We start from the raw sequence: 14,924 nt of genomic DNA on the forward strand, positions 1-14,924 counted from the left end.
CTCCTATCGGATGGATACGAGCACAGCCGTACGGCCCTGCTCGAGGTCGAACCGGGTGCCGGGCAACGCGGCGACGAGGCGCCAGCCGGTGGCCAGCGCCCGCACCACGCTGACGTGGTACACGAGGCACGCCACGGCCCCCACCAGTACGGCCAGGACCACGACCGGCAAGAACACGAGCACCACGGGGAGCACAGGGACCCAGATCCGGATGGGACGACCGTCCGGGCGCCTGACCCGTACCGTCAGCGACTGCGGCATCACGACCGGCCCTCCAATTCGGCCAACGCCTGCTGTGCGGTGATCTCGCCACGCCGCAACCGATCGACGATGTCGGCGCGCGACGGCGCCGGATCGGTCTCGACGAAGTCGAGCATCCGCGTGATCCTGTTCAGCCGTGACTTGATCGTTGGATAGCTCACCCCGAAGATCCGCTCCATCTCCTTGATGGAGCCGTGGCACCGCACGAACGCCGTGACGAAGACCTGATCCTCGACGTTGAGCTGAGCCAGTTGCGGCAGCTCGAACTCGCCCTCGATCGCCACGCCGCTCCCTGCCAGGCGCACCCGCTCGACGACGAACGGCTGGCCCCGGGTCAGGTTCGTGAGTTCCTGCCAGTCCATCGCCTGCTCTGTCATATCTAAAGTTCTACGCCGACTATCCTCAACTTTCAAGATGTCGATCTTAACTTTCTTGAGGTACACCTCTTCGTTGGTCCATCCAGTGCAGATCATCCCATTTTGGGGTAGTTGTCCGATTGGGGTGCCGATCAAAGAGGACGAATGCTTCCGATGACCGATGTGCTCGTCGTGGGCGCCGGTCCCACCGGTCTGCTGGCCGCCGGTGACCTGGCCGCCGCCGATGTCTCCTGCACGGTGCTGGAGAGGCGCAAGGGCGAGTCGAACCTCAGCAGGGCGGCCGGCGTGCACGCCCGCACACTGGAGGAGCTCGACGCCCGAGGGCTGGCGGACGAGCTCGTGGAATCGGGCCTGCCCGTCGACAAGCTGGTCGTGTTCGGGCGCGCGAGACTCGACCTGTCCGGGCTGCCGACCCGGTTTCCGTACATGCTCGCCGTGCCGCAGTACCGGACCGAGGCGCTGCTCGAAAGCCGGGCACGGCGGCTCGACGCCCAGATCGTGCCCGGTGCGGAGGTGGTCGGGCTGAGGCAGGACGCCGATGGGGTCGATCTGGACGTGCGCACGCGGGAGGGGGAGGCCCGCACGTACCGGGCGCGCTACGTCGTCGCCGCCGACGGCGTGCACAGCAGGGTGCGGCAGCTTCTCGGCCTGTCCTTCCCGGGCCGCTCCGCCGTCCGTTCGGTCATGCTGTGCGACGTGCGACTGGCGGATCCGCCACCCGACCTGCTGATGGCGGACGCCGTCGAGGACGGCCTCGCCTTCGTGCTGCCGTTCGGCGACGGCTGGTACCGGGTGATCGTCTGGGATCGGCGGAACCCCCTGCCGGACACGGCCCCCGTCGAACTCGGCGAGATCCGCGACGTCACCCGGCGGGTGCTCGGCACCGACTTCGGCATGCACGACCCCCGCTGGATCTCCCGGTTCAGCAGCGACGAGCGTCAGGTGCCGCACTACCGGGCCGGCAGGGTGTTCCTCGCGGGCGACGCCGCGCACGTCCACTCCCCGGCCGGCGGCCTCGGTATGAACACGGGCCTCCAGGACGCGGCCAATCTCGGCTGGAAGCTCGCCGCCGTCATCAGGAACGGGGCGCCGGCGAGCCTGCTGGACACCTATGACGCCGAACGCCGCCCGGCGGGAAGGAAGGCGCTGCGCACCAGCGGCATGCTGCTGCGGGCCGCGCTCGCCAGGCCGCGCACGCCCGGCGCCGTCCGCCGCGCGGCCCTACGTATGGCGCCGCGCATCCCCCCGCTGGCCGGGCGGATGGCAAGATCGCTCTCCGGCATCGGCCTCGCCTATCCGGCGCCGCGCGGCTCCCACCCCCTCACCGGCAGGCGCGCTCCCGACCTACCGCTGGCCGGTCCCGGTCGCCCGACCCTGTACCAGGCGCTGCGTACGAGACGCCTGGTCCTGGTCACGCCTCCGGACGTCTGGCTGCCCGTCTCGCTCATCGCGGCGTGGCGCGATCGCGTCGACGTGGCCGCCGCGGGCGGCAGGACGCGGCGGCTGGTGCTGGTCCGGCCCGACGGATATGTCGCATGGGCGGCCGACTGCGCCGATCCCGGCGTGCCCACGGACGAACTCCGGGCGGCGCTGGCCGCGTGGTGCGGTCCGCCGCTGGCGGCCGTCCCCCTGTAGGACCGTCAGGGGCTCGGGAACAGCGGCGTCCGAGCCCGGCCCAGGCGCGACCTGCCGGCTGGGAACGTCGCAGCGGCGGGCCTCCATCCCTGACCGCGGCGACCGGCCGTCACTCGAAGAACGCCAGAGCGCGCTCGGCGACGGCCGGGGCGGCCTTCCGTTCTGAGGGGGCGAAGTGGTCGAGGCCGTCCAGCGTCTCGAGTACGGCGTGGGGAAGGGTGTCGCGGAGCGCGGCGGCCTCCTCCGGGCGCACGCGCGATCGGCCGCCGCGCAGGAGCAGCACCGGGGCGGCGACGTCGGCGAACTCGCCGATCCTGCCGTGCTGGGCGGCGATCTGCTCGTGCTCGGCCAGGTTGCTCTCCAGCAGCGGCCGCATCCGCTGCCAGGCCGGTCCGCGGAACACCAGTCGCAGCACCGTCCGCAGGTACCAGTGCGGCAGCTTGGCCATGAAGGGCGGCGCACCGCCCGAACCGCGGATGAAGTGGACCATCGCGCCGTAGGGATCGCCGGCGGCCAGCCGTTCCCGGTACGAGGTCATCCACGCGGTGGGGACGGGGGCGTACGGCACTCCGGGCTCGTACACCGCGACCCGGTCGAACAGCGGGAACGAGCGCGCGGCCGCGAGGATGACGAGCCCGCCGTAGCTGTGCCCGAACGCCAGCCGCGCGCCGGTCTCCGCCTGGACGGCGAGAAGGTCCTCCACCTCCTTCTCCAGCGAGTACCGCGGTCCCTGAGGGCCGCTGTCGCCGCGTCCCCGCCGGTCGACGACGTGCACCGTGAACGAGCGGGCCAGTGTGGAGGCCAGGGGGAGATAGTCGTCCGAGGTCCGCAGCGTTCCGCCAAGCACGATCAGAGCCGGTCCGGAGCCCGTCGTCCGATAGCCGATAGGCGTGCCGTCCGCCGAGTGGACCGTTCGCGGCCGTGACGGCGGGGCCGAGACGTTCTCGCTCATCTGCCCGCCTCCTGCTCCAGCCGGTCGAACGTCGACAGCAGGCGCGCGGTGTGCTCGGCGTACTCGTCGTACGGCACGCCGCTGCGGGCGACGACCGCGGCCAGCCGGTCTTCGAGGCTCTGCTGGATGGTGGCGACGAGCCGCTTCCCCTCGTCGGTGAGGCTCAGCCGCCGGCGATTGCCGCCCGCCGGGTCCGGCTGGACGTCGAGAAGCCCGTCGGCGGCGAGGACGGCGGTCATGCGGCTCACCGACGGCTCGGTCACGCCGAGGTACTCGGCGAGGGTCCGCTGTGTCGAGGCCCCCAGCTCTCCCACCATGGTCAGCGCCACGAAGCGGCTGTACGACACGTTGTGCTCCGTCCGGAGGATCCGGTCGGCCGCCCGGTCGAGCCGCGCGGTGAGCACGTGCAGGTTCAGACTCAGGTTGCGTTCCATGGGACTAACTTAACATGCTAAGTTAGCGGAGGCAAGTTACCTGGGACGGAGTGGGATCATGTGTGGGCGACCGAATGCCTCTCCCGCGTGCAAGCGGCCGCAAAGTCCTCAGGCGTGTTCCCAGCCCCTGGCCTGCTGTGGGTCAGATCCTCCAAGGTCAGCGGGCACGCTTGCCTCAAAGCGTCTGGACGCGCCCGGTGGGCGCGGCTGAGGATCGAGCTAAGGCCGTTCGGCGCAATGCCACCGAATAAGTCCTCTTTCTGGCAATCCCGCCATTTCTCACCGTTATCCCGGCGTGCGTACGGAGGATTTCCCGGCCGCGAAGGAACCAGGGAAAACACCTGGTGGCCTGCCTGTCCAGCCCTATCCGGGCACACGACGGGCACAAGGAGGGACAATGCACCGGAAAACCAGACAGCTGGCTCTGGCGGCCGTCGTCGCCTCGACACTGACGGCCGGCGGCGCCGCGCTGCTGAGCGGTTCCGCGCTCGCCCAGGCCGGACCGGCCGTGTCGGGGCTCGCCCTCCAGGAGACGTACTCCGGCGGCGGGGTAGGGGAGACGTCGTTCACGACATACGCACGGCCGGTTCTGGCGGCCGAGACCGTGACCCTGTCGGCCCCGGAGGTCTCCGCCGCCGCGCTCGCCGCGCCGGAGATGTCCGTCGCCATGATGCCGGAGGTGACCACCACGGTCACCATGCCGCAGGTGGGCGCACCGGCCGCCCTGGCTCCCGCGATCACCCAGTCGACGGCCCTCGCGATCGGCGCGGCGTTCCCGTCGTCACTCCGGCAGTTCTCCGAGGCGTCCAGCCTGTACGGCCGGTTGCCGGGCTTCTCGCCGCGCGGCGCGTCGTTCGAGAGCGAGGCGTTCACGCCGGGCGACCTGCCCGCGGCGGCGGGCGAGCAGCAGCAGCGCATCGCCGAGATGGCGAGCAGCGCCCAGCAGAGCATCAGCGAGGCGGCCGCGGAGGCGCAGCAGCGGATCGCGGAGATGGCGCGGGACGCGCAGGACCGGATCGCGAGCGAGGTCCGGCAGCAGTCGGCGCAGGGGGAGTCCGGGTCGGCGTCCGGCGAAGCGGGTTCGTCGTCCGAATCGAGCGGGTCGGGCTCGTCGTCGGCCTGCGGCGAGTCGGGTTCCAGCGCGTCAGGTTCCAGCGCGTCAGGTTCGTCGGACTCGGGTTCCAGCGAGTCGGCGAACGATTCGGGCTCGTCGGACTCGGGCTCGTCGGACTCGGGCTCGTCGGACTCGGGCTCGTCGGACTCGGGTTCGAGCGCGTCGGGTTCGAGCGCGTCAGATCTGTCGGACTCGGGTCTCTCGGCGATTTCCGGGTAGCGCGGGCGGCCAGGCGGACGTCACCGCCGGCGACCCTCTCGGCCTCGCACCATCCACCCGGTGCGGGGCCGTCCGCATGCCGCCGGCGGCACGCCTGCCGGTCGGCGGACACCGATGCCCGGCGCGCCTGGGGCCTCTCTCCTATGCGCCGGTCCCCCTCACCCGTCGTACTCGCGAATGCGCGCCGCGTCCTCACCTCGGGCGATGGCACGTGAACGAGCGCCGGCCTCGATATGTCTGTGAGCTGCGGGGAAACCAATACCTGGCGGTTAGGTAATCGATGTCCCCGCTGACCAGGCGTAACGTGCTTTTCCGCAGACTGGATAGGTGTGGGACGTCTCATCGGGATGTAGACCCGGTTTGCTCGGTCACGGCGATGCTTGCACCATGGGCGTGGCTTACCTGGAAGAATTGGCGTGACCGCTAGGGTGAATACTTCAATGCGGCTAACCGGATCGAGAGTAAGACGACACCGCGCCAGCCGGGGGGATCGGCGCGAGCGGAGGCGTGATGGCTCGCAGGTCAACCGTCCAGCAGGATCCGCGGATCGCTGGCGACCCCGAGTCGTACCCTCTGGAAGACCTTGATCAGGTGAGTGCCGCACGGGGAGTCCCCTCCCGGCGCGGAGGCTGGAGCGGCGGCGGGGGCCGCTGGCTCGTGTGGGCCGGCCGCGCGATCCTCTGGGCGCTGATCATCGTGATCGTCGTGAACGGCGTGCGCGCGCCCATCGAGCGGATGACGGCGACCGACCAGGCGTCCCAGGCGCCCACCGAGCCGACCGGCTCCATCTTCCCCGTCACCCAGGCCGCCGCCTTCGCGAACCAGTTCGCCGCCGTCTACCTCAACTACGACGCCGCGAACCCGCAGCAGAGGGCCGAGCGGCTCAAGGCGTTCCTGCCCGATGGGGCCGACGACCAGTTCGGCTGGAACGGCTACGGCCGGATGTCGGCGGGGGCCTTCCAGTTCGCGGGGATCAACGTGATCGACGTCCACAGCGCCCGCGTCACCGTGACGTACCAGTCCGGCGGGAGCCGTGGCCTGCTGTCCGTCCCGGTCTACTACGACAGCGGGAAGTTCGTCGTGTCGGCGCAACCGGCCCTGCTGCCCGCCCCGGGCCCGGCCGGTCTGCCCCAGCTGGCCGATCCCGACCGCGACTCGGCCACTGAGGCGGAGCTGCGCCCCCAGCTGGAGGGCTTCTTCAAGGCGTACGCGGCGGGCAACCAGGTGGACCTCCAGCGGTACGTCGCCAACGGCGTGACCGTCGACGGCTTCAACGGGGAGTTCACGCTCGCGGAGCTCAAGGACGTCGTCGTGCCGCCCGGAGACGCCGACAGCAGGGAGGTCACCGCCGTCGTGGTGTGGGCCGTGAGCTCGGGCGACGTGGCCGCCGTGGCCACCCCGTCGGCCGACCCGGTGTCGCAGCCGGCCGGGCTGGAGCAGGCCTACCAGCTCACGATGGAGAAGCAGGGCGGCAAGTGGTTCGTCAGGGACGTGCAGGGTGCGAATCGGTCCGTGGGGTAGCGCATGCCCGATCATGACATCGCTGATCCATACCCCCGGGAGGGCGAGAGTTGATTCTGAAGACCGTTGTGGACCACGTCCTTGATCTGGCCACGCCGTCGTCGCCCGCGCCGGCGACCGGCATCAACACCGAGGGCCTGGCGGACTTCCTGCGCCGGTTCTTCGCCCCGCTCTTCCTCGCCGTCGTCTCCGTCGTGGCCATCTTCTTCCTCTTCACCCGCGAGATCACCAGGTTCGTGCAGTTCATCATCCTGGCCATCGCGATCGGCGTGATCTTCTACGTTCCCAACATCATCGAGGTGACGGCGAGGGCCATCGCGGGCGCGCTCGGGATCAAGTGATCGGGCGGAGAGGAGGTCGGGGTGGATCTGCCCACATATACAAATATCTGGCGAATTGAGAAGCGGCTCTACAAGCTGTACGACCTACGGCTGCCCATGCCGCTTCCAGTCGTCTGGATCGGTGTGTTCGTGGGCGTGCTCGTCCCGTGGTGCTTCTTCCTCTACCTGATCGGGCTGCCGCTCGAAGCGCCGTGGCACGTCGTCTACCTCGTCCCCCCGGGCGTTCTCACCTGGCTGTCCACCCGGCCCGTGATCGAGAGCAAGCGCCTCACCGAGCTCCTGCAGTCGCAGGTGCGCTACATGACCGAGCCGCGCACCTGGTGCCGGATGGCGCCGTCCGGTGAGCCCGACGAGATCACCGTCGTCGCCCGGGTCTGGCGTGCCGCGCCCCTCGCCGAGGGCGAGGGCGTCCGCGTGCCGCGCAAGGCCCGGCGGAAGGCCGCGTCGAAGGCCGGCCAGGTGCGCATCACCCCGGGGACCGCGCCCGTGCGGGGCAGGCGCGCCGCCAAGCAGCCCCGCTTCCCCGAACGGGCGCTGCCCAGCCGCCTGGCGTCCCCCGCCGAGGCCGAGTCGGTCGCGGAGACCCCGTCCCGGGTGGTCCGTCCCGTCGTGGCCGCCGCGGCGGCCGCCGCCGCGCCCGTCGCCGACAGCACGGTGCCGGGTGCCACGACCTCCCGGGGTACGGCCACGGCGGCCGGCGAGCGCGTCTTCTCCCTGGCCGAGCCGGCGGGCGTGCCCCGCGCCGGCTCGACGGAAACCGGACGCCCGCTGCGCGACGGGGGCCGCCCGTCCGCCCGGACGTCCCCGTCCGCGCCGTCCCCGGTCACCGGCTGGTCCCCGGCCGAGCCGGCGGCCGAGCCTGCCTTCGGCACACCGCCCCGCTCCCTGCCTCGTGGTGTCTCCGCCGAACCCGATCCTGAGTCGTTCCCCAGGCCCCGCCCCGAGCCCGACGCCGGGCCGTCCGACGCCGCTCCAGCGGCGGCGTCCCGTACGCCTGACGCCTCCCCGGCCGTGGAGACGCCGGCCCCCGTGCCGCCCATCGGCACCGAGGCGCTGCGCCGCTTGCGCCGGCTGGCCGCCTCGGCCGAGTCCCGGGTCCCGCCGCCCCCGGTGGACCGCCCCGGCCCCCGTGTCGTACGGCCGGAGGAGCCGCGTCCGTCCCTGGCCGGAGGCCCGCTTACCGAGGAGTCACACGCCGACGAGGCGGTGCACACGGAGGAGCCCCAGGCGCCCGCCGCCGAGCCGGCGCCGGTCGCTGAGCCGGCCGCGCCCACTGGCGAAGAGGTGCGCGCGGACGAGTCGTCCGCCGCAGACGACCGCGACCGTTCGGGCGACCCCCCTGTCTCCGCACACGCCGAGCCCGCCGAGCAGGGTGAGCCCGCCGAGGCGCACGACATCGGCCGGGATGCCGATGCTTCCGAGGCCGGCCGGGACGGCGACCACAGGGCCGACCGCGTGGAGGAGGCGCACGAGCCCGAACGCGAGGCCGTTCACGCGGACGAAGCGCACGGCACCGGCACCGGCACCGGCACCGGCGCCGAGCGGCCGGACGCGGGCGGCGTCGCGGGCGACCCGTGGCAGGCGGCCCGCGAACTGCACCGGAAGGGCCGGCCGCCGCGACCGACCGGCACGCAGGCCTCCGCCGCGGAGCGGCGACCGGCCCCCACGCAAGAGAGCTCGGGGAGCGGCGCGGGCACGGCGACTCCCGGTGGTACCGGCATCGCCGCTGGCGGTACGACCCCCAGGGTCACGGGGATCACGGCGGGACCGGCCGCCGTCACGCCGTTCCCGGCGGACCGATGGCGTGAGCGGCGCGAGACCATGACGCCGCAGGACGACCGGCCGCGGCGCGATCCGTTCACCGGGCCCCGCCCGGGAGCGGGCGGCGTCTCGATCCGGGCGGTGCCCTCCGGGCCGCCGGCGGGCCGTCCCGCCGGCCCGGCCAGCCCCGCGGTCCCTCCGGCCCCCAAGACCCCCGGCGAGGAGCACCCCCGGGTGCGCCGGGTGGAGTCGGTCGTGGGCCGCGACCCCTCCGGCGGCTGGCGCCGGCTCGCCCAGGTCGTCGTGGGCGGCAGCCGTACGGACGGCATGGAGGTCGACGAGGCGCGCGCCCGCACGCCGCTCACGGCGAGCAGGCGGATCATGGTCCTCGGCTGCACCGGCGGCGCCGGGCAGACGACGACGGCGCTGATGCTGGGGCACACGCTCGCCCGCTATCGCGAGGACCGGGTGCTGGCGCTCGACGCGAGCACCGGCGACGACACGCTGACGACGAGGATCGCCGCCGAGTCGCCGGAGACGCTGAGCTCGCTGCTCGAAGGCGTGGAGGACGTGACCGGCTACCTCGGCATGCGGGCGTACACGACGCGGTGCGAGTCGGGGCTCGAGGTCGTCGGCGCGGACACCGACGACCGGGCGGCCCAGCGGCTCGCGGACCGGTCGTCCCTGCCCGACTGGCGCAGGACGCTGGCCGCGCTCGACCGGCACTACCGGCTCACCGTGATCGACCCGGCCGCCGCGCTGGCGGCCCGGCTGCTGTCGTACGCCGACCAGCTCGTCCTCGTCGCCCCGGCCAGTGAGGACGCTCCGGACGCGGTCGCGATGACGTACGAGTGGCTGGACGGGCACGGCTGCTCCGACCTGCGGCGCAGGGCCGTGATGGTGATCAACGGGGTGAGCCGGCGCAGCCTGCCGGACGTGGAGCAGGCGGAGGCCGTGGCGAGCGGCCGGTGCCGGGCGATCGTGCGCGTCCCCTGGGAGGACGAGCTGGCCCCCGGGCGGCCCGGACCGGTCGACGTCAATCACCTCCGGGCCGGCGGCCGCAGGGCGTACGTTGCCCTTGCGGGAGTGATCGTGAGCGGCCTGGCGGCGATCCAGGCCAAGCAGGAGGTGGCCAGATGAGCGCCGAGCCTCGCTGGCCCGACGGGCGGGCGCCGGGCCGGGCGTCATCCCTCCTCCGATCGGGGAAGCTGGTGAGCGTCAGATGAGCAGGGCGCGCAGTCGCCTGGCGGTGCGGTACTTCGACGACCGGGTCCTCCTCACGGACGCGGCGGCCTGGGCCTACTTCCGGCTGCCGACGGTGAGCTACGAGTTCCTCACCCCCGAGGAGCGCGAGGCGCTGGCCACCAACATCACGATCGCGCTGGCGGCCATCCGGATGGCGGACGCCGAGGTGCACCTGCGCATCGCGCACCGGGCCTACCCGGCGGCGGAGTGGGCCATGGCGCTCAACACCACCTCCGACGAGGGCCCGGGCTGGCGGGAGTACCTGGAGGAGATGTACCGCCACGTCTGGGCAAAGGACTTCTGGAACAAGGAGGTCTACCTCGGCGTGCGGCTCGGGCCGCGGGGCGCCCAGCTCGGGACCGGCGTGCTGGCCCAGTTGTTCGGCTTCTACCAGCGCAGCGAGAAGGCGCTCGGCATCGAGGACGACCACGTCCCCGACCGGGAGATCGCCCGCTGGACCGAGGCGGCCGAGCGCCTGGGCCGGGCCCTGGCGTCCAGCGCGCTGTACGCCCGCCACGCCACCTCCCCGGAGATCGCGTGGCTGTTCCAGCACGCCGCCTCCGGCGGGCTCGGCGAGCCGGCGCCCTCGGCGACCCCGCGCAGGAGATGGGGGAGGGGCGAGATCGAGGCCCTGGTCGAGGGCCAGATCCACAACGGCAGGTCGCTGCTGCGGATCGAGCAGCCGTCGGGCGACTCCTACACCGCCCACCTGTCGTTCGCCCGGTTCCCCGACCTGATGCCGTTCCCGGACGGCGAGCCGTGGCTGCACTTCGCCGACCAGCTGCCGTTCCCGGTCGAGGTGTCGAGCCGGATGCGGCTGATCCCGCCCGTGCGGGCGAGCAAGGACGTCGCCCGCAAGCTCGCGCACGCGCGCGACATGGACATCCACATCCGCGAGGCCGGGGCGGAGGCGCCGCTCGCGCTGGCCGAGCAGATCGACGCCGCCCGCATGCTGGAGCACGGCATCACTAAGGAGCGGCTCCCGTTCGTGTACGGCTGGCACCGGCTGAGTGTGAGCGCGCCGACCGAGGAGATCTGCGTCCAGCGGGTCGAGGCCGTCGTCGAGCACTACCGCGACCTCGGCATCGACGTGGTGAACTCCACAGGCGACCAGTTCTCGCTGTTCTGCGAGGCCCTGCCGGGGGAGCGGCTGCGGGTCAACGCGTACGCCCAGCGGCAGCCGCTCCGCACGATCGCGGGCGGCATGGCGACCGCGACCGTGGAGCTCGGCGACCGGGTGGACGAGTCGAACGCCGGCTGGATCGGGCCGTACATCGGGGAGACCCTGGGGCGGGCCCGCAGCATCGTGCACTTCGACCCCCTGGTGGCGGCGACGCGGAACCGGCCGACCGCCATCGCCGTCACCGGCGAGCCGGGCGGCGGTAAGACCACGCTGGCGCTGCTGCTGATCTACCAGATGGCCCTGCGCGGCGTCACGGTCGCGGTCATCGACCCCAAGGGCGACGCCGAGTCGCTCGTCCAGCTCCTCCAGCGCCGCGGGCGGCGGGCCCGGGTCATCCCGCTGGGGGCGGCCGCGCCCGGCCTGCTCGACCCGTTCTCCTTCGGCGACGACATCGCGGCGAAGAAGACGATGGCGACCGAGACCTTGCGGCTGCTGCTTCCCCGCATGTCGGAGGAGCGCGAGTCGGCCATGATCCAGGCCGTGGCGGCCGTCTCGAACGAGCCCGACCCCTCGCTCGGCAAGGTCGTCGACCACCTGGAGCAGTCGGCCGACCCGGCGTCGAAGAACCTGGGGGCGGTGCTCCGGTCGATGTCCGAGATGCACCTGGCCCGGCTGTGCTTCGACCCCTCCGGCGGCGAGCAGATCGACACCGAGGGCTGGACCACGGTGTTCACGCTGGGCGGGCTCACGCTGCCCGACGTGACGACGGTCCGGGACGACTACTCCTACGAGCAGCGGCTCTCGGTCGCCCTGCTCTACCTGGTGTCCCAGTTCGCGCGGCGCCTGATGAACGGGCTCGACCGGCGCACGCCGAAGGCGATCTTCCTGGACGAGGCGTGGGCGATCACCTCCACCCCCGAGGGCGCCAAGCTCGTGCCGGAGGTCTCCCGCATGGGCCGCTCCCGCAACACGGCGCTGGTGCTGGTGTCCCAGAACGCCGGAGACCTGCTCAACGAGCAGGTGACGAACTGCCTGTCGTCGGTGTTCGCGTTCCGCTCGACCGAGCGCGTGGAGGTCGAGCACGTGATGGAGCTTCTCGGGGTCGACCCCTCCGAGGAGCACAAGGCCGCGCTGCGCTCCCTCGGCAACGGGGAGTGCCTGTTCCGAGATCTGGACGGCCGGGCCGGCCGTATCGGGGTGGACCTGATCTCGGAGGAGCTGCTGCGATGGCTCGACACCAATCCGACCCACGACAGGCCGGGCGAGAACGGGCATGATCTTCTTGACGGGGGCTCCAGTCGGTCGGGGGTCGCGCAGGAGGTGCGGTCGTGAGCGTGCGCAGGAGCGTTCCCGCCCAGAAGGGTCCCGAGGACCCGGGGCGGAGGGCCGGCCGGCCGTGGCGTGGGAGCGTTCCGGAGCGCCCCGGCGCGACGCGGCGGGTCCGGCGCCTCCACAGCGCGGCGGCGGACGGCGACCGGCCGCCCTCCCGGCCGCGGCGCGGGCGGTTACGGCGCCGGGTGGCTTTGCTGCTCGTGGCCTTCGCCGCGTTCGTCACGTTGCCTCTGGTCTTCCCGACGGGTTCGGCGAGCGCCGTCGGCCCCTGTGACCTGTCGTCCGACCTCGCCCCCGAGATGGTGGGAGGCGGCGTCGACGGGCTCGTCCAGCCTCCGCCCCCGGACGGCTCGACGGCCGCCGCGGGCACCACCCCCGGGGCCGGCGCCGCCGCCGCCGGCGCGGCCCCCAAGGAGCCCCCCACCAACTACGACCGGTACGGCATGGCCGGTCAGTTCTGGCACACGTACGGCCTGGGCTGCTCCGACGTGACGGCCGTCCTGGGCAACGCGTGGGCCAACACCGTCTTCTCCTGGGCGAAGGCCGTCGACAGGCTGACGATCAGCACCTACCAGGCCGCCGCCACCGAGGGGCCGATCCAGCCCATCAAGGACGTGGCCGACAAGGTCGTCACCAACCTCGCCGACGCCATGTACTGGCCGTACCTGCGGCCGATCGTCATCCTGGGCGCCATCTGGCTGGCCTGGTTCGGGCTGATCCGCAAGCGGGCCACGACGACCACCGAGGGCGTCATCTGGATGGTGCTCGCGGTCACGGTCGCGATCTGGTTCTTCAGCCGTCCCGGCGACTTCACCGGCCTCGGCAAGACCGTGACCGACAAGACCGGCGAGGTCGTCAACTCGGCGTTCGCCGGGCTGCCCGGCGCGGGTGGCGCGTCCTGCCTGCCCGCCAAGGGTGACACGAACGCGCAGGTCACGGCCGGCGGGTACGGCAGGCAGGGCACGGCGGGCGTGGACCAGAACGCCGACGCCCTCTGGTCGACGCTGGTGTGCAAGCCGTGGCTGATGGGCGAGTTCGGCACGGCGGACGCGGGCGCCCCCGTCGTCCGCGACTTCGGCGCGAAGCTGCTGAACCTCCAGGCCATCGATCGCGACGAGCAGGCCGGCGGGCAGATGCCGAGCGGCGACAGCCACCAGAAGCAGTTCGAGGAACAGATCGCCAAGCCGCTGGAGAACACCCCGATCTTCTTCCTCCTCCAGGGCAAGGACTGGACGAGCCGCCTCGGCATCGCGATCGGCGCGTTCATCGCGGCCATGGTGGCCGGGCTGCTCATCTTCCTGGTGGCCGTGTCGCTGCTGGTGCTCAAGGTCGGGTTCCTGCTGCTGCTGATGCTGGGACCGGTCTTCCTGCTCATCGGCGTGCATCCCGGCTCGGGACGGATCATCGCGATGCGCTGGGTGGAGATGCTGGTCGGCACCCTGCTGCGCCAGGCCGTCCTGGCCCTCGTGCTCGGCATCCTCGTGTACGGCTACGCCCTGATCATCTCGACGGCGCTGCCGTGGGGCATGCAGATCCTGTTCATGGCGCTGCTGACCATCGCCGTGTTCTTCTACCGGCGGCCGTTCCAGCATCTGTTCGCCTCGATGGACGGGCACACGCTCACCACGCGCATGCTGGGCGATGCCGCGTCCGCGCCGACCCTGTCCCGGGCGGCCAACGCGCTGCCTCCGGTCGCCGCGGCCCGTGCGGGCCGGTGGGGCCTGCGCAAGGCGGAGCCGGTGCTCGGCGCCGCAGCCATGGCCGCGTCGGCCGGGACGGCGGCCGCCGCCGCGACGTCGGTGGCCCAGGGACGGGTCCGGGGCGAGGAGGGCGTGCCCGCGACGGCGGGCGCGACCGGCGGGCGGGCGGGGGCGCAGCCCGTGCCGCTGGAGACCGACGCGCAGTCGGCGGGCCGTCGCAAGGCCGGCGTCGCCGCCCCGCGCCCGGGGTCGGCGCCCCCGCTCAACCTCTCCGGCGTGCGGCCGGCGGGCTCGGGCCGGCCCGGCTCGTCCGTCCGGCTTCCCTCGCCGGCGGCGCGGGGCACGGGCACGGCGCCCGAGGCGTCCTCGCCCGCGGCCCGCGTCCCGGGAACCGCGTCCGGCACGGCCTCCGGCGCGCCCGCCGCCACCGGCGCGGGCCGGGTCGCGTCCGGTACGGCCTCGGGCGGCGGCTGGTTCAGCGGCAGGTCGGGCGGCTGGGCGTCCCGCCCGTCCGGGGGCTCGGGCTCCGGGGGCGGCTCCGGCGGCCTGTTCGGCGGAGGCTCCCGGCAGGGCGGATCGCGGCAGAGCGGTTCCCGGCAGGGCGGCGGGTCCCGAGGCTCGTCCGGCGGGTTCTTCGGCGGCCGTTCCTCGTCCGGTTCGTCGGGCTCGTCGGGCTCCTCCGGGGGCGGCATCTTCGGCGGCTCGTCGCGCCGGCAGGAGAGCGGCCGGTCCCGGCCGGCGCCGCCCCGTGACGGCGGTTCGTCCTCCAGCCGGCCGCGGTCGGCCGAGGCGCCCCCTCTGTGGCTGCCGAGCCGCGGGGGGAACGGAGCCTCCGACGCCTCCGGTCCCTTCTGGGCCCGGCCGTCCGACCGCGACGGCGACTGACGGCGGGTCGAGACACGGGATGAG

General features: G+C 72.9%; 11 protein-coding genes. 7 read left to right on the forward strand and 4 right to left on the reverse strand.

From position 1 onward, the window contains the following. Positions 1 to 3: 3 nt before the first annotated feature. On the reverse strand, positions 4 to 183 hold the full coding sequence (locus Mco01_RS17475) for a hypothetical protein (RefSeq protein WP_204057937.1): 180 nt from the start codon (positions 181 to 183) through the stop codon (positions 4 to 6). 77 nt (positions 184 to 260) lie between these two features. Next, positions 261 to 638: a DUF2089 domain-containing protein gene (locus Mco01_RS17480; RefSeq protein ID WP_204057938.1), complete on the reverse strand. Its 378-nt coding sequence runs from the start codon at positions 636 to 638 to the stop codon at positions 261 to 263. 153 nt (positions 639 to 791) lie between these two features. Between Mco01_RS17480 and Mco01_RS17485 the strand changes: the two genes are divergently transcribed. Then, a complete protein-coding gene (locus Mco01_RS17485; protein ID WP_204057939.1) occupies positions 792 to 2,273 on the forward strand; it encodes an FAD-dependent monooxygenase in 1,482 nt (493 codons plus the stop codon). Positions 2,274 to 2,382: 109 nt separating this feature from the next. Here the strand turns inward: Mco01_RS17485 and Mco01_RS17490 are convergent, their stop codons facing one another. Together Mco01_RS17490 and Mco01_RS17495 are read right to left on the reverse strand one after the other, a co-directional pair. Further along, positions 2,383 to 3,225 (reverse strand): alpha/beta fold hydrolase, encoded by an 843-nt coding sequence (locus tag Mco01_RS17490; RefSeq protein WP_204057940.1) that lies wholly within the window; start codon positions 3,223 to 3,225, stop codon positions 2,383 to 2,385. Continuing rightward, a complete protein-coding gene (locus Mco01_RS17495) occupies positions 3,222 to 3,659 on the reverse strand; it encodes a MarR family winged helix-turn-helix transcriptional regulator (RefSeq protein WP_204057941.1) in 438 nt (145 codons plus the stop codon). The genes Mco01_RS17490 and Mco01_RS17495 overlap by 4 nt, the downstream gene beginning before the upstream one ends. A 397-nt stretch (positions 3,660 to 4,056) precedes the next feature. On the opposite strand from Mco01_RS17495, the gene Mco01_RS17500 reads away from it, so the two are divergent. From Mco01_RS17500 to Mco01_RS17525, 6 genes are all read left to right on the forward strand, one after another. After that, entirely contained in the window at positions 4,057 to 4,992 is a 936-nt protein-coding gene (locus Mco01_RS17500; RefSeq protein WP_204057942.1) for a hypothetical protein, read from the forward strand. 591 nt (positions 4,993 to 5,583) lie between these two features. Next, a complete protein-coding gene (locus Mco01_RS17505; protein WP_232326782.1) occupies positions 5,584 to 6,513 on the forward strand; it encodes a conjugal transfer protein in 930 nt (309 codons plus the stop codon). 50 nt (positions 6,514 to 6,563) lie between these two features. Next, on the forward strand, positions 6,564 to 6,854 hold the full coding sequence (locus tag Mco01_RS17510; RefSeq protein ID WP_372444862.1) for a hypothetical protein: 291 nt from the start codon (positions 6,564 to 6,566) through the stop codon (positions 6,852 to 6,854). A 21-nt stretch (positions 6,855 to 6,875) separates the two neighbouring features. Then, positions 6,876 to 9,755 carry a conjugal transfer protein gene (locus Mco01_RS17515; RefSeq protein ID WP_204057943.1) on the forward strand — a complete coding sequence of 960 codons (2,880 nt, stop codon included), beginning with the start codon at positions 6,876 to 6,878 and terminating at the stop codon, positions 9,753 to 9,755. A gap of 82 nt (positions 9,756 to 9,837) precedes the next feature. Beyond that, a complete protein-coding gene (locus Mco01_RS17520) occupies positions 9,838 to 12,315 on the forward strand; it encodes an ATP-binding protein (RefSeq protein WP_204057944.1) in 2,478 nt (825 codons plus the stop codon). Next, positions 12,312 to 14,900 (forward strand): type IV secretion system protein, encoded by a 2,589-nt coding sequence (locus Mco01_RS17525; RefSeq protein WP_239103690.1) that lies wholly within the window; start codon positions 12,312 to 12,314, stop codon positions 14,898 to 14,900. The genes Mco01_RS17520 and Mco01_RS17525 overlap by 4 nt, the downstream gene beginning before the upstream one ends. The last annotated feature ends 24 nt before the right edge of the window (positions 14,901 to 14,924 follow it).

This window comes from Microbispora corallina (genome assembly GCF_016863035.1).
Classification (GTDB): domain Bacteria; phylum Actinomycetota; class Actinomycetes; order Streptosporangiales; family Streptosporangiaceae; genus Microbispora; species Microbispora corallina.